This window comes from Salinigranum sp. (genome assembly GCF_041641895.1).
GTDB lineage: Archaea > Halobacteriota > Halobacteria > Halobacteriales > Haloferacaceae > Salinigranum.
Genome location: NZ_JBEPXO010000009.1, coordinates 37376 through 61318, shown reverse-complemented (window position 1 = coordinate 61318; position 23943 = coordinate 37376). Strand labels below are relative to the sequence as shown.

The following is a 23943-nucleotide window of genomic DNA, read 5'->3' as shown; positions in this document are numbered from 1 at the left end:
CGGCGAGTGAGCGCGACGAGGGCGTGGCTTACGACTGCGAGACGGGCTGTCCCGTCACGGTGACGTTGCCCGCGTCCGTCTCGAGCGTCACCTCGTACTGAGCGGCCGGACCGACCAGCCAGAGCTGTCCGCCGCCCGTCCGGCCGACGCGTTCTCCGTCGAGGTAGACCGTCCCAGTGACGGGTCGTTCGCTCTCCGTCTCCCGTGCGGTGACCTGCACCGGACCCCCGGCGAAGCTCTGGTTCACGCGCAGAGTCGTCCCGTTCGCCTCCGCCGTGGTTGGCTGACCGGCGGGCGTCCGGCTCAGCGACTTGTACTGGACCTCGCTGAAGACGTCCTGTGTGCTCCCGTCGAGGTAGCTCGTCAGTCGGCCGTGGGTGTGGTCGACGTTGATCCGGTAGAAGCCGTTCTCGAAGTTGGTGTAGGTCCGGACCGAGGAGGTGTCGCTCGTCCACGCCCACGGGTACAGCGTCCCGATGCGGGCGATGACCTCGCTCTCGGAACTGAACCGGTCGGTCGCGGCCGTGTCGATGTTCGCGGGGACGTTCACCTCTCTGACGTAGGTGTTCCCGCGGATGGCCGCCAGCGCGACTGCCTCGCCGGAGACCGAGACGTGGATGCGGGTCGAGTCGGCCTCACCGCGGAAGACCGCCCGCGCGTGCTCCCGGACGGGGCCGCGGAGCATCGCTAGCTTGACCTGGAGCGACTGGAGGCGGTCCTCCGTCGACGAGAGGAACTGCACCTGTGAGACCTCGTCCTGGAGGAGCGCGACGAGTTGCTCGGCCTGCCGAGCCTCTGCGTCGACGGCCGCGAGCGTCCGGAGGAGCTCTTCGACCGAAATCTCGCCGCGTTCGTACCGGGCCAGTGCCCGCCGTTCGACCTGCTCCAGCGACTCGACCTCTCGGGCGAGGCGCTCGGTCTCCTGTCTGAGCACCTGTCGCCGACGGTCGACCGTCGAGGTGTCGCGGAGCCGTTCGCGGACGATGCGCTCGCGAATCTGGATGCCCACGGCACCGTGCGTCGCCGTCACCGCCGGCGCGAGGTCCATCGTCGACTGGGCGTATCCCGACGTGGTCTCTCCGGTGAGCAGGAGGACGCTCGTGGTGTTCTGTCCGGGGATGGGCTGGACCTGTGCCGTCGGGCGCGTGTCCGGGTCGTCGGCGTCCGCGGCGCCGACGAGAGGTGTCGACACCGGGAGGGCGGCGGCGACGACGAGGAGGGCACAGAGGATGCTGAGGGACCGTCGCATACACACCTTACGACGCCGTCCCGGCGTAAATCTAGTGGTTACGACGCGTCTCGAGCGTCGCACCCTCCGGTCTCGGCCTGTCTCCCTCCGAGAATCAGGCGCGACAACCCGTCCACAAAGGCCTTATCGACCCGTCGACTGGACGTCACATGTACCCCTCACGAAACGCCGTGTTCGCCGTCTGTGTCGCGCTTCTCGTGAGTGTGTGGTCCCTCGCGACGGTCCCGCCGGCCACGGCGGCCCCCGGCAGCGGCTTCGGCGCCGAGACGTACGACCAGCAGGCGGGTGACGTCGTTGCCGTCGACCTCTCCGTACCGGTCGGGTCGACGTCGACGCTCTCCGTCTCCGGCCCCGCGTACCGGGCCGAGGCGACAGTCGTCGACGTCGACGACGACGGCCTCGTCGTCGCGCGCCTGAACACGTTCACCGCCGGGTGGCAGTCGACGGAGCGTACCGCGTACGACGCCGTCGGTGCCGACCGGGTCGCCCACGTCGTCCGCGAGTCCCCCCGGCGGTCCGCCCCGCTGGCGACGGGGCCCTACGCGCTCGAACTGCGTGGCCCCGTCGAGGACCGCGCTCGACTCGACCTCACGGCGGCGACGTTCGACACGGCGGTCCCCGCCGTGGCCCCGCGCGACGCACACCCCGGGGGACCGGCGGACGTCGCGGCCCTCACGCCGAACGGGACAGTCGCCGACGGTGACTGGGCGGTCGTGACGTTCCACGCGAGCGGTCTGGGTGGGGTCGCCCGTGTCGACGACGCGCCCGCGAGCAACCTCGTCTACGCGACGGAGAGCGCGCCGGGCACGCAGTCGACGCACGTCGTCCGTCACCCGCTCGCGTCGAACGGCACCCCGACGACCGTGACCCTCGACTACGACGCCGGCGACGGCGGGGTGCCGAGCGGCCTCGTGGGTGCGACGCGGGAGACGCTCACGGTGGGCTACGACCGCGACGGCGACGGCGTCGTCGACGTCGACCTCGCACCAGCCGTCTCGCATGTGACTCTCCCCCGTGCGGGCCACGTCGCCGTCTCGTTCGCCGATGCGCCGCCCGCGGCGGCTGGCGACACGCTCGTCGTCCAGCTCCCGGTGACCAACCCCGACCACAGCGGCGCGGACACCGTCGCGGTCATCGTCGACGGCCGACGGGCCGTCGGGGAGGTCGAGTACGGACTCGCCGGGAGCGGCGCGCTGGGGAACGGCCTCGACCTCCGCCTGGCGTCCGACAGCGGGGCGGCCGGCGTCGGCGACGCGCGGCCAGTGTCGCCGAGGGCCCACGAAGTGTTCGTCGACGACACGCGGGACACGGTCTCGGTCGTGTTCGACACCGCGCTGCTCGACCGAGGGACGTACGCCGCGACGCTGTCGCTGACGCCCGCGAACCCCCGTGTGAGCACGGCACGGACGCTCACCACCACGTTCACCGTGGTCGAGCGACGGACCACGCTCGTCAGTCCGCCGTCGTCGTTCGCCGTCGACGCGTCGACGGTCCCTGTCGAGGTGGCCACGACGCTCGCACCCGGCACCGAACTCACCCTGCACGTCTCCTCGACGTCGACCCCGAACGTGCTGCAGGTGTACGTACTGACGGTCGGCGCCGACCGCACCGCGGCCGTCGACGTCACGCTGAGCGAGCGACTCGTCGACGAGGAGGTCCGGTTCGTCGTCCGGGACGACGGCAGCCCCGTCGCCGGGCCGCACGTCGGCCGACCCGCGTAACTCACGGCCACGCGACTGTCTCTCCGGCCCGCAATTAACTCAATTCCGTATAACAGTAGTATTATATGGGACGCAGACATACGGACTGGTGATGCCCGAAATCACCGTCTCAGACAGCCTCTACAGACAGCTCGTCGACGCGGCTGCAGGCGAAGAACTCGACCAGACGATGTGGCGGATGGTACACAAGTACCAGCGCGGCAACAGTCCGGGCGAGTAGGCTGTCCGTTCCGTGGTCCCCGTGCTTCGGACGTCACCGTCGAGTGACGACGCCGTCCGTCGCCCCCGGAATGGGAGTAGTACACGACCGACGACCGACGCGACTGACTGTCTCTTACCCGACCGACTGTCTCTTACCCGACCGACTGTCTCTTACCCGACCGACTGTCTCTTACCCGACCGACTGTCTCTTACCCGACCGACTGTCTCTTACCCGACCGACTGTCTATTTAGCGTCCGCCGCCGTCACCTCACTGTGGCAAAGAAGGACACCACGAACCTCGGGTCCGTCTCGGGACTCCCCGAGGAACTCGGCATCGACGCCGACCTCGGCCGCGCCCAGCAACGCCTCGTCGTCACGCACGACACCCGACGGTACGGGAAGCCCGTCACCGTCGTCGACGGGTTCGACCTCGACGCCGCCGCGCTCAAGTCCACGGCGTCCGCGCTGAAGCGTCGACTCGCCGTCGGTGGGAGCGTCGTCGAGAGACGGATCGAACTGCAGGGTCGACACGACGAGCGTCTCCGGGCGGCGCTGTCCGACCTCGGATTCACCGTCGACCCCTGAGTCGACCTCCTCCTGAGAGACGTCGGCCGAGACGTTCATCCCGCCCGGTGTGCTACCATTCGACATGAGCCGCGTCGAGACGGGGCCGCTCCGGAAAGCACTCGAGACGGTCGCCGTGTTCAGCCAGCGTCGCCCGACGCTCCACGAACTCTGGGAGAGTCGGACCGGGCGGTTCGACCGCCTCCACGCCGTCCTCCCGTCGACGGTGGCCGTCGACGAGCGCGTGACGCTCACCCTCCAGGCGTGGGACGAGTACGAGCGGCTCTTCACCGACGTCGACGGCCCCATCCGTCTCGACGTGACGGACGACGCGGCCGCGACCCCCGAGGTGGTTCGGTTCCCCGACGACCACGACGGCGTCGCCCGGACGTCGGTCTCGTTCGGGACGCCCGGCGTGCAGTACCTCCTGTTCCACTACGACGGGGAGCGGTTCGTCTCCAACCCGGTCCGGGTCACCGCCGAGCCCCCCTCGCGGCGGGTCTACTGGGGCGACCTGCACCTGCACTCGCGGCTCTCGGATGGTACGGGGACCATCGAGAAGGGGATGCGCTTCGGCCGCGACGTCATGGCGCTCGATGTCGTCGCCTACACCGACCACGACACCATGGGCTTTTTCATCCCACCGCAACTGCAGCGACGCCGGATGCACCGCCGGTACTTCGACCGGATGAAGACGACTGCCGAGCGGTTCCACGACCCCGGCGAGTTCGTCACCCTCCTCGGCTACGAGTGGACGAAACAGCCGAACGTCGGCGGCCACGTCAACGTCTACTTCGACGGCGTCGACGAGGCGGAACTGTTCGACTCGCTCGCTCGCGAGACGAACACGTACGAGGCGCTGTGGTCGCGGCTCCGGCGGTGGCGGGACGAACACGCGGGCGACGTCGTCACTGTCCCGCACCACCCTGCAGAAGCGATGTACCCGTTCGACTTCTCCGCCGTCGACTACGACGACGACCTGGCGCCCCTCGTCGAGGTGTACTCACAGTGGGGCTCCAGCGAACAGCCAGGCGTCGAGGGCAACCGGTTCCCACTGGCCATGGGACAGGGCGAAGTCGAGACGAAGGGCCACTACGTCCAGGACGCCCTCCGACTGGGCTACCGCGTCGGCCTCGTCGCCTCGGCGGACTACCACGGCCCGCACCCGGGCCACTCGCTCATCCACGCCGACCCACACCTCCCCTCGCTCCGCGAGTGGCTGGACGACGGCGTCGGCTGGTCGAACGTCTGGCGGGTCTGGAACGAGCCGTCGTACCCCGGTGGCCTGCAGGCGTTCTCCGCCCCGGAACTCACCCGCGAGGCCATCTTCGACGCGCTGCGCTCGCGGCGAACGTACGGGACGACCCAGCCCCACCGCATCCTCGTCGACTTCTCCGTCGAGGATGTCGCCGTCGGTGAGAACGACAGTACCGTCACCGTCGGGTCGCGGTCGGCACCCCGCGACGTCCGCGTCTCCGTGGCCGGCACGGCACCGCTGTTTCGCGTCCGCGTCGTCAAGAACAACCAGTCCTGGCGGGTCGTCGACGGGACGGCCGACCCCGGCGCGCCGCTCGAAACGTTCACCGCCGAGGGGGCGTGGACCGACACCGACCCCGTCCGGGGGGTGCAGTGGGACACGGAACGTGGGACCGACGCCGACGTCTACTACGTCCGCGTGACGCAGGCCTCCCGGCCGGACGAGTACGCGGGGATGGCCTGGGCGGGCCCCATCTGGGTCGAGGTCGAGTGAGGTGACTCGCCGGGCGTCGACGCGAGACGACTCGGTGTGAGGTGCGGTCTAGAACTCCCTGCCGGTCGCTTCCTCGGCAGTCTCTTCGAGGCCTTCCGAGACGGCTTCGTCGACACCACCGGACCGGTACCCTGCACCGCCTCTACGAGTATCTCGAGGACGTTCACACCTCCGGCCCACGGCGAGTCGACAAGTAAGCCATCGCCCGGCGAGACACTCCAACCATCCTCTATGTAGCTGGTGACGCGGGGACTCTCAGGGGAGGAACCCGACGACGCCGGTGCTCTCGGCGACGAGCCAGCAGATGAACACGCCGTAGAACCCGAGCAGGACGTACGACTCGCGGGTCGTCAACAGCATGTCGGTCCGGAGGACGGCGAAGAACGCCACGGAGGCGAAGACGAGGAACGTCATCATCGGGACGACAGTGGCGAGGTCGATGGTGACTGTACCCGCGGCGAGCACCCCCGCCGGGAGCGCGACGAGGAGCGCGAAGACGTTCGAGCCGAAGACGTTCGCGAGGCTCACCGAGGCGTTGCCGACGCGCGCGGCCGCCACCGAGACGAACGTGTCCGGAATCGACGTTCCGGCCGCGACGACGGTCAGCCCCCAGAGGAAGTCGGAGGTGCCGAACAGTTCGCCGAAGCCGACCGCCGCGCGGACGAGGAACTCCGCGCCGACCAGAATCGCGACGAGCGCACCCGCGAGAATCGCCCACTGTCGCCGGACGTCGACCTGTTTCCGCACGGCCGTCCGGCGGTAGTCGATGCTGTCGTGGTACTGGATGAACACGTACAGGCCGTACAGCGCCAGGGGGAGGAGGGCGAGGACCCACGTCAACTGTCCGTCCAGGCTCTCGGTCGTCGCGTCGACGGGGTAGTACAGCACCGCGAGCGTGAACGCGAGGAGCAACACCGCCAGCGAGAGGAGGTAGAACTGCGCCTCCTTGTAGACGAGGTCACGGTTCGAGGCGAGTTGGCCCTCGCCGGCCAGCGCCGACACCGCGGGGATGACGAGGATGTTGTACACCGCCGAGCCGATGACGGCGCCGACGCCGATCTCGAACGCCCCGTACCGGACGGTCGCGATGACCGTACTGGACAGTTCGGGGAACGAGGAACCGACGGCGGCGATGACTGCACCCTGGACGACCGGCGGGAGGCCGTAGTGACCACCCAGTCGCTCGGAGGCGTTGACGAGGTAGTCGCCGCCCTTCCACGCGAGGACCGTCCCGGCGGCGGTGAACGCGAGCAGGAGTGGCAGGCTCGACACGGTTCGTCTGAGGGACGGTGGTTTCAAAAACCCGCCTGTCTCCCGCGGCGCGGGACCGGCGCTTCAGAACCACTCCCGGAGGTACGGCTCCGGGCGCTCGACCGGTAACACGGCGTCGAGCCGTGCGACCGACTCGTCGTCGCCCGCTACCTCGCCCAGGGCTGCGAGGTCAGCCCCCGACCGCGCTCCCACGACGATACGAGAGAGGGCAGCGACGTCGACAGCGACGTCGACGTCGCCGACCGCCGATCGCCCGCGCCCGTCGGCGTCGACCGCTCGGCACGTCGTCAGTCCGTCCTCGACGCCCACCGCGAACCGGCCGTCGTTCCAGTCGTACCGCGCGTCGCGGACCGAGAGGACGAGACGCTCGTCTCCTGCGGGGGTCGGCAGCCCCGACAGCGCCGACGCGACGTCGACGACGTGGAGCATCGGCCCCGGCTTCACCGTCGTCGTCACCTCGTCCCCCGGGTCCGCGAGTCGGTCGAGGAGGCTCGCGTCGCGCGCGACGAACCGAACCGTCGTGACCTGCGAGTCGTGGTTGCGCAGGAACGCGAGCAGGTGTCGGTACGCCTCCTCGTCGGTCGCCCCCCAGTAGTCGACTGCGAGGGTCCGCCCGTCGTCCTCTTCGACCCGGTACGCGAGATACGCCCGGAGGTCGCTCCCGTCGCCCAGTCCGTAGACGAACCGCTCGCCGGTCCAGGTGCGGAAGACGCGACGCCGCCACCAGTCCGTGGAGCGCGCCACCGCGAGCGGTTCGGTCGCGGCCCGCTCGTGGACGGCTCCGAGTCCGTCGACGTCCGCCGGGTCGTCGTCGGCGAGACGGCGGAACCGACCCTCCGTATCGGGGGTCGCCGCGGGCGAGTCGAGCGCGTCCGGGGGGAACTCGAAGACGAAGTAGTCGTTCGTCAGGCCGTAGCCGAACCGGCGGTAGAAGGCGTGCGAGAAGGGCCAGAGGGCGGCCATCGCCACGTCGCGCTCGCGGAGTTCCGCGTGCATCCGGTCGAGGAGCGTCCCCACGAGGCCGCGGCGGCGAAGCTCGGGCGGGGAGGCAATCGCGGTGACGCCGCCGACGGGACGGAACGCACCGCGGACCCGCATCCGGAAGCCGACGAGCGCGCCGGCGACGGCGAGGGCGTCAGGCGGGACGTCCGTCGCGTCGGGCGGGCGGCCGGCTTCGGTCCACGCCGTCTCGTCACCCGTCCGCAGGTCGTCCCCGTCCCCGCCCTCGTACAGCCCCCTCGGCTCGAACTCGGCGGGCTGTTCGAACGGCTCGTCGTCGGGGTCGGGCCCGCGCTCGGGAGCGAACGCGTACCGGAGGAGGCGGCGGTAGACGGGGTGATACTCGTCGTCGTCGGGGACCGCGCGATACGCCAGGCGCATACCCCCGAGAGGCGGTCGGACGGCAAAAACCGTCGTGCCGACCGGTCCGAACCGAGAGGTTGAGGTTCGTCCGGCCCGACCGCTCGGTATGGCCGACAGCGCCGACGGCGCGGACGACGCGGGCTTCTTCACCCGCGACAAGCTCCTCCTGCTCGCAGTCGTGGTGAGCGGCATCGTCCTCCCGGGAATCGCCCGGCGGTTCCTCGGTGAGGCCGGCTACCCTGGTGTCGGCACTATCGTGTTCGTCCTCGGCTACGCCGGGATGGTCTTTCTCGTCTGGTACGGCTGGATTCGACCGCTGGAACTCACCGGTCCGGTCGACCGCTGACCCGTGTGGGGCCTCCCCTCGTCGCGTCCGCCCCGCGAGCACCGAAGAACGGAACTTTAATTGCCGATTCGTTCGGAATCTCGAACATGGTTCCGCTCCAGCTCATCGACAGCTTCCTGCTCAACTACAACGTCGGGCAGGCGCTGTTGCTCGTCTTCGTCCTCGGGGGTGTCGGGCTCCTCCCGCTGAAGTCACAGAAACTCCTCTCGCTGCACGTCATCGGGTTCGGCGTCATCTTCCTCCTGACGCCGCAGGCGCTGGTCCCGACGCACTACCTGTTCCTCGGCATCGTCCTCGTGGTCGTCGGACCGCTGCTGTACGTCACTGCACAGGCCTGAGTTCGTCCCGACGGACCGACGCCGCCCTCGCTACACGTCACGACGGAACCCCCGCCGCTCTCGGTGCAGTTCGTCTCGGTTCACTTCTCCTCTCTATCCCGGAACGCGACGTTTAAACGACGACGCTCCCAACCTGTGGTATGAGCGAACCGCGCGTCCCCGGCGGTCGGGGGGCGGAACTCGACCTCCCCTGCGGACGGACCCGCCGCGCCCGGAGCATCGACCTGGGCATGCGGGAGTTCGAGTGTCCGTGTGGCGAGTCGCACGCGACGGTGATGGACGTCCATCCGCCCGAGCGTTTCCTCCCGGAGTTCCTCGTCGAGGTACTCAGGGAAGCCATCGAGACGACGAGCGACGAGATGCCCGAGTTCGGGACGCCGCACCTGATGGCGCTCGTCACAGAGGAGTTCCCCGAGGCGGTCGTCTCCGCCGACGTCAGCGACGACGGCGAGGTGGGGGCGGGCATCGTCTGGGTGACCGACTTCCGCGCCCGTCGACTCCACGAGATAATCGTCGAACTCGTCGTCGAACTGATGGAACACGCCGTCAGTCACGCGGAAGACGACTCCCTGCTGACCGAGTTCGAGTCGCAGATGCTGGATTTCGACGTTAGCGAGTTCGTAGACCAGTACCGCGCCCAGCGGGACCTCTCCGAGGAAGACGTCTACGTCTGACGGTTGTCTGACTCCCGTCTCACTGAACGCTAAGTCGTCCCCGTGTGTACGTATGACGTGACGATGCACCCCCAGACGGACTTCGAACCGCTTCGGGGTGTGCTCTCCGAGGCCGACGAGCCGTTGACGGCGCGGGAGATCCTGTCGCTCCTCGACGAGCACGACCAGTTCGACAGCGCCCACCGAGTGGCGACCGTCCTCGGTCGGTGGGCACAGCGGGGCGAGGTCGAGGTGCTCCGCGAGAGCCCCTACCGGTACCGCCTCTCTCACTCCGCTTCGACGTCGTCCTCGTCCTCGTACTCCTGAGACGGCGAGCACACCGCGCGGTCAGCCGCCACTCCCGACCCACGCGCGTCGGACGCAGAGACCGCTCGCCGACTCGCCGCTCCGTTCCGTCCCGTTCTGTTCCGTTCTGCCCGACAGCGGACCGTTCGCCCCGTCCGCGTCGGGTTTACGAATTTCGAAACTACCTTGCGCTTCTCGTAGAAATTCGTCGCGCTTATTACGATGAACCGGCTTCGACCACGTAATGAGCGACGAGCCAGGGACAGAGGCGGCCTCGGAGAACAGAACCATCCTCCTCATCGGGAGCGGTCCCATCCAGATTGGACAGGCAGCGGAGTTCGACTACTCGGGCGCGCAGGCCTGCCGCGCCCTCCAGGAGGAAGGTGCCCGAGTCGTCCTCGTCAACTCCAACCCTGCGACCATCATGACCGACCCCGAGATGGCCGACCGTGTCTACATCGAACCCATCACGACGGACGCCATCGCGGAGGTCATCCGGAAGGAGCGGCCCGACGGCGTCATCGCCGGCCTCGGCGGCCAGACGGGGCTGAACGTCACCGCCGAGCTCGCCGAAGAGGGCATCCTCGACGAGTACGACGTCGACATCATGGGGACGCCGCTCGACACCATCTACGCGACGGAGGACCGCGACCTCTTCCGGAAGCGGATGGAGAAGATCGGCCAGCCGGTCCCCCAGTCGACGACCATCTCGCTCGACGAGGGCGAGTCGGTGACGGACTTCGACAAGGAGGCGATGGCGGCGAAAGTCGAAGCCGCCGTCGAGGAGGTCGGTGGCCTCCCCGTCATCGCCCGCACCACCTACACCCTCGGCGGGTCGGGGTCGGGCGTCGTCGACGAGATGGACGAACTCGTCGAACGCGTCCGCAAGGGTCTGCGCCTCTCGCGGAACTCCGAGGTGCTCATCACCGAGTCCATCTCGGGCTGGGTCGAACTCGAGTACGAGGTGATGCGCGACGCCGACGACTCCTGTATCATCATCTGCAACATGGAGAACATCGACCCGATGGGCATCCACACCGGTGAGTCCATCGTCGTCACGCCCTCGCAGGTGATTCCCGACGAGGGCCATCAAGAGATGCGCGACGCCGCGCTCGAGGTCATCAGGGAGCTGGGAATCCAGGGCGGCTGTAACATCCAGTTCGCCTGGCACGACGACGGCACACCCGGCGGCGAGTACCGGGTCGTCGAGGTGAACCCGCGTGTCTCCCGCTCCTCGGCGCTCGCGTCGAAGGCTACTGGATATCCCATCGCTCGCGTGACGGCGAAGGTCGCCCTCGGCAAGCGTCTCCACGAAATCGAGAACGAGATCACCGGCGAGACGACGGCGGCGTTCGAACCCGCTATCGACTACGTCGTCACCAAGGTGCCGCGGTGGCCCAAGGACAAGTTCGCCGACGTCGACTTCACCCTCGGGACGGCGATGAAGTCGACGGGCGAGGCGATGGCTATCGGTCGGACGTTCGAGGAGTCGCTCCTGAAGGCGCTCCGCTCCTCGGAGTACGAACCAGCCGCGGACTGGGCCGAGGTGTCGGACGAGGCACTCGAAGCGGAGTTCCTCACGAAGCCGACACCGGACCGCGCGTACGCCATGTTCGAGGCGTTCGATCGCGGCTACTCCGTCGAGGACGTCGCCGACCTCACGGGCATCAAGACGTGGTACGTCGAGCGGTACAAGCGCGTCACCGACTCCGTAGAGGCCGCACAGGACGGCGACTTCACCGCCGCCGCCATCGCCGGCCACACGAACGCCTCCATCGCCGCGGCGACTGGCTCGGACGTGGGCACCGTCGAGACGCAGGTGCCCGGGCGGACGTACAAACAGGTCGACACCTGCGCCGGCGAGTTCGCCGCACAGACGCCCTACTACTACTCCTCGCGGATGACGGAGTTCTTCCAGGGGCCGCTCGAGGGCGACGCCGCCGCGGGCGAACTCCGCGTCGACCGTGACGTCGAGAGCGTCGTGGTGGTCGGCGGCGGCCCCATCCGTATCGGGCAGGGCGTCGAGTTCGACTACTGCTCCGTCCACGCCATCCAGGCGCTCCGTGACATGGGAATCGACGCCCACGTCGTCAACAACAACCCCGAGACCGTCTCGACGGACTACGACACCTCCGACGGCCTGTTCTTCGAGCCCATCACGGCCGAGGAAGTCGCCGACGTCATCGAGGCAACGGGCGCGGACGGCGTGATGGTTCAGTTCGGCGGGCAGACCTCGGTCAACATCGGCCACGAGGTGGAGGCCGAAATCGACCGCCGCGGCCTCGACTGTTCGGTCATGGGCACCTCCGTCGACGCGATGGACCTCGCGGAGGACCGCGACCGGTTCAACCGCCTGATGGACACCCTCGGTATCGCCCAGCCCGAGGGCGGCTCCGCCACCTCCGAGGCGGAGGCGCTCGACCTCGCCCGCGACATCGGCTACCCGGTGCTCGTCCGCCCCTCGTACGTCCTCGGCGGCCGCGCGATGCAGGTGGTCCACTCGGACGACGAACTGAAGCAGTACATCGAGGAGGCCGTCCGCGTCTCGCCCGACAAGCCCATCCTCGTCGACGAGTTCCTCGCCGACGCCATCGAACTCGACGTCGACGCCGTCTCCGACGGGGACCGGGTCCTCATCGGCGGCGTGATGGAGCACGTCGAGAGCGCCGGCGTCCACTCGGGCGACTCGGCGTGTCTCATCCCGCCACGCTCGCTGGACGACGACGTGATGGGTCGCGTCCGCGCCGTCACCGAGGACATCGCCGTCGCCCTCGAAACCGTCGGCCTGCTCAACGTCCAGCTCGCCGTGAAAGACGGCGAGGTCTACGTGCTGGAGGCGAACCCGCGCTCCTCGCGGACGGTGCCGTTCGTCTCGAAGGCGACAGACGTCCCCATCGCGAAGCTCGCGGCGAAGGTGATGGCCGGCGAGACGCTCGACGACCTCGCTGCCCAGGAACAGATCCCCGAGCAGATCTCGGTCAAAGAGGTCGTCCTCCCGTTCGACCGTCTGGAGGGGAGCGACCCGCGCCTCGGCCCCGAGATGAAGTCGACGGGTGAGGTGATGGGGACGGCCTCGACGTTCGGCAAGGCCTACGAGAAGGCCCAGTCCGCGACGGGTAAACCCATCCCCACCGGAGGCACCGCGGTGGTCGACCTCTCGGCCGAGGAGTTCCCCGACCCCGACACCGAGGAGGGGCAGGCGCTCACCCAGGGCTTCGCCGAATTCTTCGACGTCGTCGACTTCGACTCGGGCGACGCGTTCCGCGAGGCCATCCGTGAGGGTGAGGTCGACCTCATCGTCTCGCGCAACCGCGACGCGCTGGAGGTGGCCGTCGAGGAGAAGGTGACCTACTTCTCGACGCACGCCTCCGCGAAGGCCGCGCTCGAGGCCCGTCGCCACCACGACGACGACATCGACGTCGTCGCCGTCACCGACCGCCCGAAGCGCGTCGCGCAGTGGGGCGGGCAGGGCGAGTAGCGCTCCGCACTGCGGTTCGGAACCGGTGCTGACATAGGGTTGTGATATCATCCATCTGACCATTAGCTGATGGGCACACGCCGTGGCTTCCTGAAGACGGTCGGTGTCGGAACGGTCGCAGCCGCTGGTCTCACCACGATGGCGGCAGCGGACGAGGACGAAAACGAGGACGCGGTCCTGTTCACCCCGCTCACGAGCGGACAGACGGTGCCGAAAGTCCGGTCGCGGGCGACGGGGATGGTGGACTTCACCGACGACGGCGGTGTTCTCACCTTCGAAATGACGCTGAAGAACATCGAAGGCGTCACGCAGGCGCACATCCACGCGGGCGGACGAGGCGAGACGGGGGGTGTCGTGTTCCCGCTAATCGCGTTCAACACTAAACTCGACGGTAGTGGATCCGGGGACCCCCAATCAGGGACTCCACAGCACCCGCTCCGAGTGACTGGCGACATTGGGTCAACCAGCGTCAGTCCGGTCGAGGACCTCGTCACAAACCCCACGAGATACTACGTCAACGTCCACGCGGTCGAGAACCCCAGTGGCGAGGTCCGGGGTCAGATTCGCGAACCGTAGGACACAGACTGCTCCCAGAACGTGTGCGAACGTGTACGCTTATTTCCTCGCTGTGCGTACTGTCACCTACAGGCACAGACGCTGCAGGGAGGACGGTGACCTGTTCACCCAGCATACACACGAACCTGCGGCCGTCCAGCCTGTTCTTTCCCTCCGAGCGTCGGCGACGTCGGGTGGTCAGTCGAGTTTACCGAGCGCCTCGAAGAAGTTCACCGCCGGGCCGGCCAGCCGAACGGGCTGGTCGGCCAGCCCCACGTCGACTTCGGTTCCCGGTTCGACCTCCCGTTTCGTCCGGCCGTCGCTCACGACGACGGCGTAGTCGACGTCGGTGACGGTGACCGTCACGACGTGGTCCGACGACAGGACGAGCGGCGGCATCCCCCCGCTGGCTGCCATCTGGTTGACGATGAGGCCGTCGACCCCCGGGTGGACCAGCGGGCCGCGTTCGCTCAGGTTGTAGGCGCTCGACCCGGTCGGTGTGGCGACGAGGACGCCGTCGCCCGGGCCCGCGTCGTACAGTGCGCCGTCGACGCGGACCTCGACGTGTCCGCCGCCGCCGCGTCCGCGGCGGGGCCCCTGTACGACGACTTCGTTCATCGCCGGTTCGCCGACCCACTCGTCGGTTCGCGCGGCGACGCGCGGGACCTCCTGCACGTCGAGTTCCCCCCGCTGGAACGCGTCGACCTCGCGCTGGACGACGTGTTCGGCCTCGGTCGGCCGGACCGCGTTCAGAAAGCCAACCTCGCCGAGGTTCACGCCGAGTATCGGCGTTCCGTTCGCCCCGCGGGCCGCGAAGAGGAACGTCCCGTCGCCGCCGATGCTGACGACGAGGTCACACTCGTCGAAGCTGTTCACCGGATACCCCGCGTCCGCCCGCTCCAGCGCGGCGGCCGTCGTCGCGTCGAAGCGCACCCGGACTCCGCTCTCGTCGAGTCGCGCCCCCAACGTCCGTGCCAGCGCCTCGGCACGGTCGTTGTCCCGCTGGGCGACGATACCGACTTCCATACCTCGCGTAACCCCCCCGGTGAGAAAAGCCCACCGTCACCCCAGACTCGCTGCTGAGAAAGAGGCGGCAAGATATATGACCACCGACCCGAAAAGGGGGCCAATGGCGGCACGAACCGGCTCTGTCGAGTTCGACCGCGGGAGCGCCCTCCCGTGAGCAGTGACGACGACTGGTTCGAACGGGCGTTCGCGGACGAGGATGCCGAGTCCGAGAGCGAACGCGAACCCGAGACCGAAGCGGAGGCGGCCGGCGAGACTGGCGGGCAGGAGGGCAGCTCCGACCACGAGTCCGACGCAACGTCGCCCGTCGACACCGGCCCGTCCGAGTCGGACGCGGGTGCCGTCGGGTCCGACGACTCCCCGTTCTCACAGGACTTCTCGGAGGCGTTCGACAGCGCTCCCGACCCGGGGATGGACGTCGACGAGCAGTCCCCGCCCTTCGACGGATCGGGTGCGGGTGAGAGCCCGTTCGGCGACGCGGACCTGGACGGGTTCTCCACGAACGAGTTCGACGAGGTGGAACTCGACTCGCAGCTCGACCGGGTCGAGATCGGCATCGAGGGACTGGACGAGATGATCCTCGGTGGAATCCCGCAACGGTCGCTCATCGTCGCAATCGGGAGCGCCGGGACGGGGAAGACCACCATCGGGATGCAGTTCCTCAACACGGCGCTGGAGAACGACGAGCGAGCGGTGTACATCTCTCTGGAGGAGAGCCGACAGCGCGTCCTCGACACCGCCGAGGAGAAGGGCTGGGACTTCCGCCAGTACGAACAGAACGGGTCGCTGGCCGTCGTCGACCTCGACCCGGTCGAGATGGCGAACTCGCTCGCGAGCATCCGCAACGACCTCACGAGACTCATCAGCGACTTCGACGCCGAACGGCTCGTGCTCGACTCGGTCTCGCTGCTGGAGATGATGTACGACCACCCAGCGCGTCGTCGCAGCGAGGTGTTCCAGTTCACCCGCGCGCTCAAGGAGGCCGGCGTGACGACGCTCGTCACGAGCGAGGCGAGCGACACGGACCCTTTCGCCTCCCGATACGGCATCATCGAGTACCTCTCGGACGCCGTGTTGATTCTCCAGTACGTCCGGTCGAACAACTTCCAGGAGACTCGACTGGCCATCGAGATTCAGAAGATTCGCGACGCCAACCACTCGCGGCAGCCGAAACCCTACGAGATAACGGGGGACGGCATCAGCGTCCACCAGCAGGCGAACCTGTTCTGACCCACCGTCCCGACCGCCTCACCGGACGATGGTGACGGGGACGGGCGACCGGCGAACGACGGCTTCGGCGACGCTCCCCAGGACGACACGCGAGACGCCCGTCCGCCCGTGACTCCCCATGACGACGTGGTCGACGTCCTCCGCCACCTCGACGATACTCGCCGCCGGTCGCCCGGCGACGACGACCCGCTCGGCGTCGATGCCGTGCTCCGCGGCGACGTCGGCGAGGTGTTCTCGCACCTCGGCCCGCTTGCGCTCGTACCACTCCTCCGCACCCGAGGGGAACGCGCTCCCGCTGTATCCCGACTCGAGCGGGTCGATGACGCGCAGGAGGACGACGTCCGCGTCGGGCCACTCCTCGGTGACGAACCGTATCGCTGCCTCGGACTTCGGTGACCCGTCGAGCGGGACGAGGATACGCTTCACCATACTGAAACGTACGGGACCGAAGAACAAGAAGCCCGAGGCCGAGTGTTCACGCGGGTGAGGCCGGCGTTTCCCCGTGGTGTGGCGAACGGCGAACAGGTGGTGCCGACGAGACGGCACGAGGCGGTGCACCACGCTTCCGCGAGACGCCCCGTGGGACCGGTTCAGCGCACGACGCGAGTGGGCCGCGTTCTCCTGTAAAAACTCGGGGGTGTGAGACCCTCGTATCAGTGTCGGGTGTGTGTGAATCCGGCGTAGAAGGACCGTCCGTCGGACTCTCCGCGAGCGACCCACGAGAACGAGCGGTGGCCTCGCGCGCTCACTCGCCGTGACGCGTCACGCACGTCGACAGCCCCGTCAACTCCACCGGCTCGGAGTTGTCGGGCGAGTAGACGACCATCTGTCCCTTCTCCATGTACGGCACCTTGTCCTCCAGTGTCGAGGGGATGTTCACCGACTTGATGGCGTCCTCGTCGCCGAGGTTGAGCACGAGCTTCGTGTTCACCTGCTTGAACACCGGGTCGGCGATGTCCTGTGGGTCCTGCGTGATGAGGAAGAGACCGAGCCGCTCCTTCCGCCCTTGCTTCGCGGCCTCGGTGAACTTGTGGACGACTTTCCGCGCCTGCACGGAGTCGGCGTCGGCGAGGAAGTTGTGCGCCTCGTCCATCCCCAGCACGAGCGGAGTCCGTTTGATCCGGTCGTACGAGGGGTCGTTCGAGAGCTTCTCGTCGACGAGGAGACTCGCGACGGCGAGGACCACGGTGACGGCCGCCCGGGAGTCGTTGATGTGGTACGTCGGAACGACGGTGAGGCCGCCCGGACGGACGAACTCGTGGACCTGCTCGGTGATGGGACGGGCAGCCTGGTCGAACACCCGCCTGAACGTCGCCGAGCGGACCCGGCGCTTCACCGCGTCGAACGTCGCCTCGTGGACCCGGCCGGTCTCGTGGAGTTCCTCCTTGAGCCCGGGGTCGTCGAGGAACGTCGTGAACTGGTCGTACGTCCCCGCGTCGCCGGCCCCCTGGAAGAACCGGTAGATGAGTTCCTCCAGTGCGTTGTACTGGTTGTCGTTGAGGGCCGCGCCAGCGACGAGCCAGGGGCGCGAGCGCGTCATCGAGAAGGGGATGGTGAACGTGGCCTGTTCGGCGCGGTGTCCCGCGCCCGGGTAGCTCGACCCGTCCACCTCGGGGACGAACGCCACGGTGTCGTCGTGACCGCCGTGGGCGACTCCCTCGCGCTCGAACCGGCGTGCGCCGTCCGCCGAGAGCGCCGGGTTGTCGTCGTGCATCTGGGCGTACTCGTCCTGTGGGTCGAACTGGACGAGCGCCGGCGCGACCTCCCGACCGTCGTCCATCCGGTACGTCGTGTCGAGGAACTGCCGCAGGACGTTCTTCGAGGCGTGGGTCTTCCCCGACCCCGTCCCGCCCGCCACCAGTACGTGTCTGAACACGAGCGGGTCGCCGTCGGCGTAGTCGTCCTTCAGGCGGTAGTCGATGGTCGGTGGCGACGCCGCCGTCCGGACCTTCTCGCCGCCGACGGAGAGGTGACCGAGGAAGACCCCCTCGCGGGGAATCTTCAGTCCCGCCTTTATCTGGGCGGCGTCGGTGGCCTCCTGCACCACGGATCCGGGTTTCGGGACCCGGTCCGTCATCCGGCGCTTCCACTCCTCGTCGTCGTGGTCGTAAAAGAGGACGGCCACGGGGTCGAGTTCGGAGACGAACTTGTAGTCGCGCTCCTCGAAGTCGTCGCGGCGCATCGCCCGCCGGGCGGCGATTTCGGTCGCGTCGTCCTCGTGGAACTCCTGGGCGTACTCGAGGGCGGTGATGCGACAGAACAGCAGTTCGCGGTCGGGGTAGGGTACGAGGAGGTACTTCCCCAGCCGCACCGACTCGCGGTTGCCGACGGTGACGAACGCCTCCATCGCGGTGTCGTCGCCGTCTTCGGCCACGCGTAGCCCCCGGGAGACGGAGACGACGCCGAGGCCGTGGTCCTCGCCGGCGGGCGTCACGTCGTACGGCTCGAACGTCGCCGCGTCGTCTCCGTTCTCGCTCCCGTCCGTCGCCTCGCCGACCCGTGTCGATGCCGCCGCAGTCGTCTCGTCGTCCCCGGTGTCGGGGTCCGCCGCGTCGCTCTCGGATTCGTCAGAAGAGCCGCCGAAGTCAGTGAAATCACCGAGGTCGGACATGTCTCACGCAGGGAGAGCCGCGGATAAATCCCTTTCGCCGTTTCGCCTTTCGACTCCGCACCGAGCGTGGCCCTTTATTCTCCAGAGCCCCTACCGTACCTATGTTACTGATTCGGGGGCTCGGTGGCGGCACCGGTCTCACGGGGACGCTGTACGAACGCGGCGAGACGCCGCCGCGGTTCCGGGGGGCGCCGGACGAACACGCCCCCTACGTCTGGGTCTGCGACGAGTTCTACGAGGTCGAGAGCGGTGGCTCGGTGACGACCATCGACGGCCGGCAGATTCACGTCGCGTTCGAGTCGCCGATGCCTCGCGGCTTCGAGACGAAGGACACGGCCGTCGCGGCCGCGAAGGAACACCTGAAGACCCAGTTCGCCCGCGTCGGCGTCCCCTCCGACGAGGTCACGTTCGAGGTCGAACGTGCCGACCCCTGACCCGCCTCGGACTCAGACGAGGCCCCAGCGCTCTTGGTCGTACCGGCGGACGGCGTCGGAGTCGAGATACTCCTCCAGCTTTCGGCGGAGCGCCGCCTTCTCGCTCTGACTCACGCGTGCGAGTTCGTCCGCCTTCTGCACGGCCGGGGGCGGGCCGCGGGCGACGGCGACGTCGTGTAGCACCCGCTGGGTGAGCCGTTCTCTCGTCTCCGCGTCCCGGACGAAGACTGCCGGCGTCTCGACCCGGTAGCAGACGTCGGTCCGTGGGTCGTAGAGCGGGAAGAACGCCACCTCGTAGTCCTCCGGCGAGAACTCCCGGTCGACGCCGAGCGCGTCGCCGTCACGCGACATCGTCCGGTCGGTGCCGCTCCGGGAGACGAACCAGTTCGTGAACGTGAGACAGTCCGTCCGGCGCTCGCCGCGCTCGTCGTCCCACCGTTCGAGCAGTCGGGTGAACAGCGCGGCGTCGTCGGTCCAGGGCGCTTCGACGCCTTTCTTCCGGAGCGTCTGGACGATACCGCGCGAGGCGGGGTTCTTGACGAACCCCACGAGGGGGACGTCGCGCTCGACGAACCGCTCGACGAGGCGGACGTAGTTCTCGACGACGTCCCGGGGGGCGGCCTCGCTCACCAGGTCGCGGAGTTCCCGCTCGCCGTCCTGCCAGGTGAGCACCTCCATCGGGTAGAGCGGGCCGTCGAGCACGAGGAGGTCCTCCACGGTGTCGGCCTGCAACAGCGCGTGTTCGCCCTCCGAGAGGTACAGCGAGAGCGCGTGAACGACCCCCTCGGCGTAGCGGTCGACTCGCGGCGCGTGCAGCACCTTCCGCCGGGAGTAGCCGTCGTCGTCGACGATCCAGTCCGTCTCGCAGTCGACGGTCGGGTCGTTCGCGTGCACCGTGACGACGAGGGTCCGGGCGCGGTGGAGGTCCAGGTCGGAGGGGACCGACGCCATCGCCGCCTGCGCCACGTCGAGGACGAGGCCGTTCTTGAACGTGGTGGGGTTGATGGTGCCCGAGTCGAGGCCGTGCACCGTCTCGAACGGTGGGTCTGCGAGGGCGACGTCCTCGATGGCCGCCGACCGGAGGCGCTGCTCTCCGACGGGGTCGACGACGACGCGCGACCCGTCGCGGAGCGGGTCGAGGAAGTCTTCCCACACCCGGGTCGCGAGGTCGGCGTGGTCGGCGTCGTCGACGGCCTTGGCGATGGCGCTCGCCAACCGGGCGATGCCGTCGACGTGGACGCGGTCGAGAGTCATACTCGCTCTCGCGCTCCCGACTACGAAAACCCTGCCCTCACGGGCCCCCGCCGCGTGCGCGGGTCGCCCCGGCCGTCTCGTCACGACGCCGGCGGCGTCGCGCCCCTCGTGCCGTCGCGGCCACACGTCGACACCCTCATCCCCTCCGCTGGCGAAGGGTCGCTCGAATGCCACCCACGGCCGTCGCGTTCGACCTCGACGACACGCTGGCCGTCCCCACCCGGGACCGCCAGACCATCCTCTCCGAGGCCGCACGGGCCGCCGGTGCGCCCCCGCTCTCCCGCGAGGCGTACCTCGCGGCCCACGCGGAGTGTCTCACCGAGGAGACGCGAGAACCCATCTTCGCGGCACTGCTCTCCGACCACGAGAACGAGACGAGGGCCTCACCCGCCGCCGTCGCCGAGGCGTACCGCGAACTCATCACGGAGGCGCTCACGCCCGTCTCGGGCGTCGAACGGTTGCTCGACGACCTCCGCGGGTCGTACCGCGTCGGTCTGCTCACGAACGGCCCCGTCGTCGCCCAGCACGACAAACTCCGCCACCTCGACTGGGCCGGCGCCTTCGACGTCGAACTCGTGACCGGGTCGCTCGCGGCGGGCAAGCCCGACCGCCGAGCGTTCGAGGCACTGCTGGCCGAACTCGGGACCGCACCCGACGAGACGGTGTACGTCGGCGACGACGTCCACGCCGACATCGCGGGGGCCGCCGGCGTCGGCATCACCCCCGTCCAGGTCACCTTCGACGGGAGCGCCGACCGCCACCCCGACGCCGCGGCGACGGTCGACCGCGACGCGCTCTCGACCGGCCTTCCCGACGTCCTGCGTCGACTCTGACCCGGTCCGCGCGCTCTTCGACACCTCGGCGGGCCGCCTACCCCTCGTCGTCGAGTGCCGCCACCACCGCCTCGAAGACGGCGACGGCCCGCTTGACCTCGGCACCGTCCTCGACGAACACCAGCGTCCGCGGGGGCCGGGACGCCTTCGGTCGGACGCGGAGTCCCTCTCTTTTCCCCCGTTCGGCAGCGACGTCCGGGACGACGGTGAACTCGACGCGCGCGCGGTCCGGTTGGACGAAGACGACGGCCAGGTCGCGGTCGTCCCCGTCGCCGGTCTCTCCGTTCGACCCGGTCCCCGCGTCACCCCGACGCGTCACCCGGTAGGCGTGTGCCCCGTCGGGAGTCGGTTCGACTGTCCGGTCGGCGTCGGTGACGGCGACCCGGGCCAGGGCGTCGCCGAGGCCGTCGAGTTCCGAGGCGAGGAGTTCGGCGATGCGTCGTCCGTCCCGGAGGCGGTCGTCGACCATCTACCCCTCCACGAGTCCCCGGCGTACCTCCGCCGCGAGTCCGCCGACGTCGACCCCGCGGCGGCGGGCGTAGAGGACGGCGGCGGCCTCGATGGTGACACCCAGGTCGCGCTGGAGGCGGTTGACGCCGGCGACGGCCTCCTGCTTCTCGACGCCGTCGGCGACGATTTCACTCAGGAGGCGCTCGAACGTCGACTGCGACTGGAGGACGGACTCGTCGGGCTTGAACCCCTCGGGGACCTCGACACCCCCGGGCGAGAACTGTGCGACCAGGTCACCCCCGTCGCGTTCGACGAGGCCGCGGCCGGCGGCGATGTCGATGAGACGCTTCGCCTGGTCGGGTGAGAACCACTCGCGGTCGAGCGAGAGCGCGACGACGAACTCGCCCTCGCCGAGGCGGTCCGTCCCGTGCTGACGGAACGGGACGGCGACGGTGACCTCCATGCTCATACTCTCAGGCGCGGTGGGAGCGGATTAACGGTTGTGTCTCTCCGTCTCCCTGAGTGACAGCCCCGTGGACGGCCGAGGCTGACCCGACTCGCCGAACTGCACCGTGTGAGCACGCCTCGCCGACACAGCGTGCGAGTCGTGCGATTCAAGTAGTCGCTGGGTCTTCTACCGGGTATGAAGCACCAGGGACGCTCGATGACGAAGCGGACGGGTGGTCGGATCAAGCCCGCCCGGAACAAGAAGCGCTACGAACTCGGCCGCGAACCCAGCGAGACGACGGTCGACGAACCGCGGTTCCAGACCATCGACTCGCGCGGGAACGCGACGAAGACGCGAGCGCTCTCGACGAACGTCGCGCAGGTGTCCGACGGGGCCGAGACGGTCCACGCGACGATTCTCGGCGTCGAGGAGAACCCGGCGAACGTCAACTACAAGCGACGGAACATCGTCACGAAAGGTGCGCTCATCACCGTCGAGGCCGACGGCGAGGAGCGGACCGCACGCGTCACCTCGCGTCCCGGACAGGACGGTCAGGTCAACGCCGTCTTCGAGTAATCCGCTCGGTTCGACGGTCGGCTTCTCTCTTCGGTCTCCGGCCGACCGGACACCGCTCGTCGGTCTCCACCCCCGGAGCAGACGCTCCAGCGGCCTGTGTCGTGCGGCGGGAGAACAGAACGTGGAGAACGGTGCGGTCGTGTCGGTGCCGTGTCGGCGTCGGGTCAGGGCGTCGGCGCCGCCTTCTGCAGCGCCGTCTCGGCGATGTTGCCGCCGTAGTCCGCCGAGCGGGAGACGGAGTCGACGATGAGGCCGAGCACCTGCGCGCGGGCGGGGTCGAGTTCGCGGAGGTACTCGTCGATGGACCGCGCGCGCTCGTCGATGTCTTGGACGGCCTCGCGTGCCTGGTTCGCGAGGCGCGTCGCCTCCGAACTGTCCTCCTCGAACAGGGCGTCCATCCCACCGTTGACGACGTCGGCGGCGTCCGAACGGAGTTCCTCGAGCGCCTCGACGATGTCTTCCGGCACCGGTTTCTCGAGGTTCAGGGTGAGGTGAGCGATTTTCGTCGCGTGGTCTGCGATGCGTTCGAGCTGGCGTGCCGCCGACTGGTAGTCGAAACACATCTCTCGGGGGAGACCGAGTTCCTCGGCGGCCTTCGGCGTGCGGAGGGTGGCACGGAAGATGCGCGAGACGACCATCCAGAGGCGGTCGACGTCGTCGTCGCGCTGGATGACGTCGCGGGCCATGTCGTCGTCGAGTTCGGCCAGCGCGAGGAGCGCGTCGTCGAGCATCGACAGCGCGATGAGTCGCATCCGCGTGACGGCGTTGTGAATCGACAGCTCCGAGGAGTCGAGCAGGTCGCGGATGACGACCCGGTCCCGGGTCTCTTCTAGTACTTCGAGGCCGACGAGGCTCTGGGTGGCCTTTCGGATGGTCCGGCGCTGGTCGGTCGTGATTCGATTACTCTCGAGCGCGATGATGTCGAACCCCGAGACGTACATCGTCATCACCGCGCGTGTGAGTTCGTCGCCCTCCAGGTCCGTGACGTCGAGCGTCCCCTCCGTTCGCTCCTCTTCGGTCCGTGGTGTGAGGAACAGCGAGTCGCCCTCCGGGTAGAACTCGACCTCGCTCCCCGCCGAGACGCCGTTCTCCGTCGCCCACCCTTTGGGAATCGAGACGGTGTACGTCGACCCGCCGGTGACCTGCACCTTGCGCGTTTCCACCATGTCAACTGATGATTGGCACTCCACTATAAATTTGGCTATCGGTATATATCCGTCTCGTGTCGTCGGTACTACACCGTCGATGTGGGTGGTCTGTCGCGTCGTCGACCCCCCGGTATCCG

24 protein-coding genes are annotated in these 23943 nt (G+C 68.6%); 14 read left to right on the top strand and 10 right to left on the bottom strand.

All coding sequences use genetic code 11. The annotated features are described in order from the left end of the window. Positions 1 to 28: 28 nt before the first annotated feature. Positions 29 to 1249, bottom strand: a complete 1221-nt coding sequence (locus ACESK5_RS03370) for a hypothetical protein (protein WP_372910136.1) — start codon at positions 1247 to 1249, stop codon at positions 29 to 31. Between the two features lie 149 nt (positions 1250 to 1398). Between ACESK5_RS03370 and ACESK5_RS03365 the strand changes: the two genes are divergently transcribed. The 4 genes from ACESK5_RS03365 (at position 1399) to ACESK5_RS03350 (ending at position 5486) form a co-directional block, all read left to right on the top strand. Next, complete coding sequence (locus tag ACESK5_RS03365; RefSeq protein WP_372910135.1) at positions 1399 to 2970, top strand: hypothetical protein; 1572 nt, start codon at positions 1399 to 1401, stop codon at positions 2968 to 2970. Between the two features lie 91 nt (positions 2971 to 3061). Beyond that, on the top strand, positions 3062 to 3190 hold the full coding sequence (locus ACESK5_RS03360; protein WP_372910134.1) for a hypothetical protein: 129 nt from the start codon (positions 3062 to 3064) through the stop codon (positions 3188 to 3190). A 255-nt stretch (positions 3191 to 3445) separates the two neighbouring features. Next, a complete protein-coding gene (locus ACESK5_RS03355; protein WP_372910133.1) occupies positions 3446 to 3757 on the top strand; it encodes a translation initiation factor in 312 nt (103 codons plus the stop codon). A gap of 64 nt (positions 3758 to 3821) precedes the next feature. Continuing rightward, a complete protein-coding gene (locus tag ACESK5_RS03350; RefSeq protein ID WP_372910132.1) occupies positions 3822 to 5486 on the top strand; it encodes a DUF3604 domain-containing protein in 1665 nt (554 codons plus the stop codon). A gap of 255 nt (positions 5487 to 5741) precedes the next feature. Here ACESK5_RS03350 and ACESK5_RS03345 read toward each other — a convergent pair whose 3' ends face one another. Next, on the bottom strand, positions 5742 to 6758 hold the full coding sequence (locus tag ACESK5_RS03345; RefSeq protein ID WP_372910131.1) for a sodium:calcium antiporter: 1017 nt from the start codon (positions 6756 to 6758) through the stop codon (positions 5742 to 5744). Between the two features lie 63 nt (positions 6759 to 6821). Then, positions 6822 to 8138 carry an enhanced intracellular survival protein Eis gene (eis, locus tag ACESK5_RS03340; protein WP_372910130.1) on the bottom strand — a complete coding sequence of 439 codons (1317 nt, stop codon included), beginning with the start codon at positions 8136 to 8138 and terminating at the stop codon, positions 6822 to 6824. A gap of 88 nt (positions 8139 to 8226) precedes the next feature. On the opposite strand from eis, the gene ACESK5_RS03335 reads away from it, so the two are divergent. From ACESK5_RS03335 to ACESK5_RS03310, 6 genes are all read left to right on the top strand, one after another. Beyond that, positions 8227 to 8466, top strand: coding sequence for a hypothetical protein (locus tag ACESK5_RS03335; protein ID WP_372910129.1), 240 nt, complete (start codon positions 8227 to 8229; stop codon positions 8464 to 8466). A gap of 86 nt (positions 8467 to 8552) precedes the next feature. Continuing rightward, the gene (locus tag ACESK5_RS03330; protein ID WP_372910128.1) at positions 8553 to 8804 is read left to right on the top strand and encodes a hypothetical protein; all 252 of its coding nucleotides are present in this window, start codon (positions 8553 to 8555) and stop codon (positions 8802 to 8804) included. A 140-nt stretch (positions 8805 to 8944) separates the two neighbouring features. Next, entirely contained in the window at positions 8945 to 9478 is a 534-nt protein-coding gene (locus tag ACESK5_RS03325; protein WP_372910127.1) for a DUF5815 family protein, read from the top strand. A gap of 63 nt (positions 9479 to 9541) precedes the next feature. Further along, positions 9542 to 9784, top strand: coding sequence for a hypothetical protein (locus ACESK5_RS03320; protein WP_372910137.1), 243 nt, complete (start codon positions 9542 to 9544; stop codon positions 9782 to 9784). A 223-nt stretch (positions 9785 to 10007) separates the two neighbouring features. After that, on the top strand, positions 10008 to 13241 hold the full coding sequence (carB, locus tag ACESK5_RS03315) for a carbamoyl-phosphate synthase large subunit (RefSeq protein WP_372910126.1): 3234 nt from the start codon (positions 10008 to 10010) through the stop codon (positions 13239 to 13241). Between the two features lie 69 nt (positions 13242 to 13310). Further along, on the top strand, positions 13311 to 13817 hold the full coding sequence (locus ACESK5_RS03310; protein ID WP_372910125.1) for a CHRD domain-containing protein: 507 nt from the start codon (positions 13311 to 13313) through the stop codon (positions 13815 to 13817). A 177-nt stretch (positions 13818 to 13994) separates the two neighbouring features. Here the strand turns inward: ACESK5_RS03310 and ACESK5_RS03305 are convergent, their stop codons facing one another. Further along, positions 13995 to 14822 carry an NAD(+)/NADH kinase gene (locus ACESK5_RS03305; protein ID WP_372910124.1) on the bottom strand — a complete coding sequence of 276 codons (828 nt, stop codon included), beginning with the start codon at positions 14820 to 14822 and terminating at the stop codon, positions 13995 to 13997. Between the two features lie 153 nt (positions 14823 to 14975). Between ACESK5_RS03305 and ACESK5_RS03300 the strand changes: the two genes are divergently transcribed. Then, a complete protein-coding gene (locus ACESK5_RS03300; RefSeq protein ID WP_372910123.1) occupies positions 14976 to 16052 on the top strand; it encodes a KaiC domain-containing protein in 1077 nt (358 codons plus the stop codon). Between the two features lie 18 nt (positions 16053 to 16070). On the opposite strand, the gene ACESK5_RS03295 is transcribed toward ACESK5_RS03300, so the two are convergent. Together ACESK5_RS03295 and ACESK5_RS03290 are read right to left on the bottom strand one after the other, a co-directional pair. Further along, a complete protein-coding gene (locus tag ACESK5_RS03295) occupies positions 16071 to 16481 on the bottom strand; it encodes a universal stress protein (RefSeq protein ID WP_372910122.1) in 411 nt (136 codons plus the stop codon). A gap of 316 nt (positions 16482 to 16797) precedes the next feature. Beyond that, the gene (locus ACESK5_RS03290) at positions 16798 to 18663 is read right to left on the bottom strand and encodes an ATP-binding protein (protein WP_372910121.1); all 1866 of its coding nucleotides are present in this window, start codon (positions 18661 to 18663) and stop codon (positions 16798 to 16800) included. Positions 18664 to 18764: 101 nt separating this feature from the next. Here ACESK5_RS03290 and ACESK5_RS03285 point away from each other — a divergent pair, with 101 nt between their 5' ends. Beyond that, on the top strand, positions 18765 to 19097 hold the full coding sequence (locus ACESK5_RS03285; protein WP_372910120.1) for a hypothetical protein: 333 nt from the start codon (positions 18765 to 18767) through the stop codon (positions 19095 to 19097). Positions 19098 to 19109: 12 nt separating this feature from the next. On the opposite strand, the gene ACESK5_RS03280 is transcribed toward ACESK5_RS03285, so the two are convergent. Next, on the bottom strand, positions 19110 to 20351 hold the full coding sequence (locus tag ACESK5_RS03280) for a DNA double-strand break repair nuclease NurA (protein WP_372910119.1): 1242 nt from the start codon (positions 20349 to 20351) through the stop codon (positions 19110 to 19112). A 167-nt stretch (positions 20352 to 20518) separates the two neighbouring features. Between ACESK5_RS03280 and ACESK5_RS03275 the strand changes: the two genes are divergently transcribed. After that, positions 20519 to 21184 (top strand): HAD family hydrolase, encoded by a 666-nt coding sequence (locus ACESK5_RS03275; protein ID WP_372910118.1) that lies wholly within the window; start codon positions 20519 to 20521, stop codon positions 21182 to 21184. 37 nt (positions 21185 to 21221) lie between these two features. Here ACESK5_RS03275 and ACESK5_RS03270 read toward each other — a convergent pair whose 3' ends face one another. Both ACESK5_RS03270 and ACESK5_RS03265 read right to left on the bottom strand, forming a co-directional pair. Continuing rightward, the gene (locus tag ACESK5_RS03270) at positions 21222 to 21653 is read right to left on the bottom strand and encodes a hypothetical protein (protein ID WP_372910117.1); all 432 of its coding nucleotides are present in this window, start codon (positions 21651 to 21653) and stop codon (positions 21222 to 21224) included. Then, positions 21654 to 22103 carry a DUF2240 family protein gene (locus ACESK5_RS03265; protein ID WP_372910116.1) on the bottom strand — a complete coding sequence of 150 codons (450 nt, stop codon included), beginning with the start codon at positions 22101 to 22103 and terminating at the stop codon, positions 21654 to 21656. A gap of 174 nt (positions 22104 to 22277) precedes the next feature. Between ACESK5_RS03265 and ACESK5_RS03260 the strand changes: the two genes are divergently transcribed. Further along, positions 22278 to 22658, top strand: coding sequence for a 30S ribosomal protein S8e (locus ACESK5_RS03260; RefSeq protein ID WP_372910115.1), 381 nt, complete (start codon positions 22278 to 22280; stop codon positions 22656 to 22658). A 164-nt stretch (positions 22659 to 22822) separates the two neighbouring features. Here ACESK5_RS03260 and ACESK5_RS03255 read toward each other — a convergent pair whose 3' ends face one another. After that, entirely contained in the window at positions 22823 to 23824 is a 1002-nt protein-coding gene (locus tag ACESK5_RS03255; RefSeq protein ID WP_372910114.1) for a PhoU domain-containing protein, read from the bottom strand. Positions 23825 to 23943 lie beyond the last annotated feature (119 nt).

Bases quoted from the DNA above. Each gene is read 5' to 3' on its own strand.
- ACESK5_RS03370 (WP_372910136.1), bottom strand. From the start codon at position 1,249: ATGCGACGGTCCCTCAGCATCCTCTGTGCCCTCCTCGTCGTCGCCGCC.
- ACESK5_RS03365 (WP_372910135.1), top strand. From the start codon at position 1,399: ATGTACCCCTCACGAAACGCCGTGTTCGCCGTCTGTGTCGCGCTTCTC.
- ACESK5_RS03360 (WP_372910134.1), top strand. From the start codon at position 3,062: ATGCCCGAAATCACCGTCTCAGACAGCCTCTACAGACAGCTCGTCGAC.
- ACESK5_RS03350 (WP_372910132.1), top strand. From the start codon at position 3,822: ATGAGCCGCGTCGAGACGGGGCCGCTCCGGAAAGCACTCGAGACGGTC.
- eis (WP_372910130.1), bottom strand. From the start codon at position 8,138: ATGCGCCTGGCGTATCGCGCGGTCCCCGACGACGACGAGTATCACCCC.
- ACESK5_RS03335 (WP_372910129.1), top strand. From the start codon at position 8,227: ATGGCCGACAGCGCCGACGGCGCGGACGACGCGGGCTTCTTCACCCGC.
- ACESK5_RS03330 (WP_372910128.1), top strand. From the start codon at position 8,553: ATGGTTCCGCTCCAGCTCATCGACAGCTTCCTGCTCAACTACAACGTC.
- ACESK5_RS03325 (WP_372910127.1), top strand. From the start codon at position 8,945: ATGAGCGAACCGCGCGTCCCCGGCGGTCGGGGGGCGGAACTCGACCTC.
- ACESK5_RS03320 (WP_372910137.1), top strand. From the start codon at position 9,542: ATGCACCCCCAGACGGACTTCGAACCGCTTCGGGGTGTGCTCTCCGAG.
- carB (WP_372910126.1), top strand. From the start codon at position 10,008: ATGAGCGACGAGCCAGGGACAGAGGCGGCCTCGGAGAACAGAACCATC.
- ACESK5_RS03310 (WP_372910125.1), top strand. From the start codon at position 13,311: ATGGGCACACGCCGTGGCTTCCTGAAGACGGTCGGTGTCGGAACGGTC.
- ACESK5_RS03305 (WP_372910124.1), bottom strand. From the start codon at position 14,822: ATGGAAGTCGGTATCGTCGCCCAGCGGGACAACGACCGTGCCGAGGCG.
- ACESK5_RS03295 (WP_372910122.1), bottom strand. From the start codon at position 16,481: ATGGTGAAGCGTATCCTCGTCCCGCTCGACGGGTCACCGAAGTCCGAG.
- ACESK5_RS03290 (WP_372910121.1), bottom strand. From the start codon at position 18,663: ATGTCCGACCTCGGTGATTTCACTGACTTCGGCGGCTCTTCTGACGAA.
- ACESK5_RS03285 (WP_372910120.1), top strand. From the start codon at position 18,765: ATGTTACTGATTCGGGGGCTCGGTGGCGGCACCGGTCTCACGGGGACG.
- ACESK5_RS03280 (WP_372910119.1), bottom strand. From the start codon at position 20,351: ATGACTCTCGACCGCGTCCACGTCGACGGCATCGCCCGGTTGGCGAGC.
- ACESK5_RS03275 (WP_372910118.1), top strand. From the start codon at position 20,519: ATGCCACCCACGGCCGTCGCGTTCGACCTCGACGACACGCTGGCCGTC.
- ACESK5_RS03270 (WP_372910117.1), bottom strand. From the start codon at position 21,653: ATGGTCGACGACCGCCTCCGGGACGGACGACGCATCGCCGAACTCCTC.
- ACESK5_RS03265 (WP_372910116.1), bottom strand. From the start codon at position 22,103: ATGAGCATGGAGGTCACCGTCGCCGTCCCGTTCCGTCAGCACGGGACG.
- ACESK5_RS03260 (WP_372910115.1), top strand. From the start codon at position 22,278: ATGAAGCACCAGGGACGCTCGATGACGAAGCGGACGGGTGGTCGGATC.
- ACESK5_RS03255 (WP_372910114.1), bottom strand. From the start codon at position 23,824: ATGGTGGAAACGCGCAAGGTGCAGGTCACCGGCGGGTCGACGTACACC.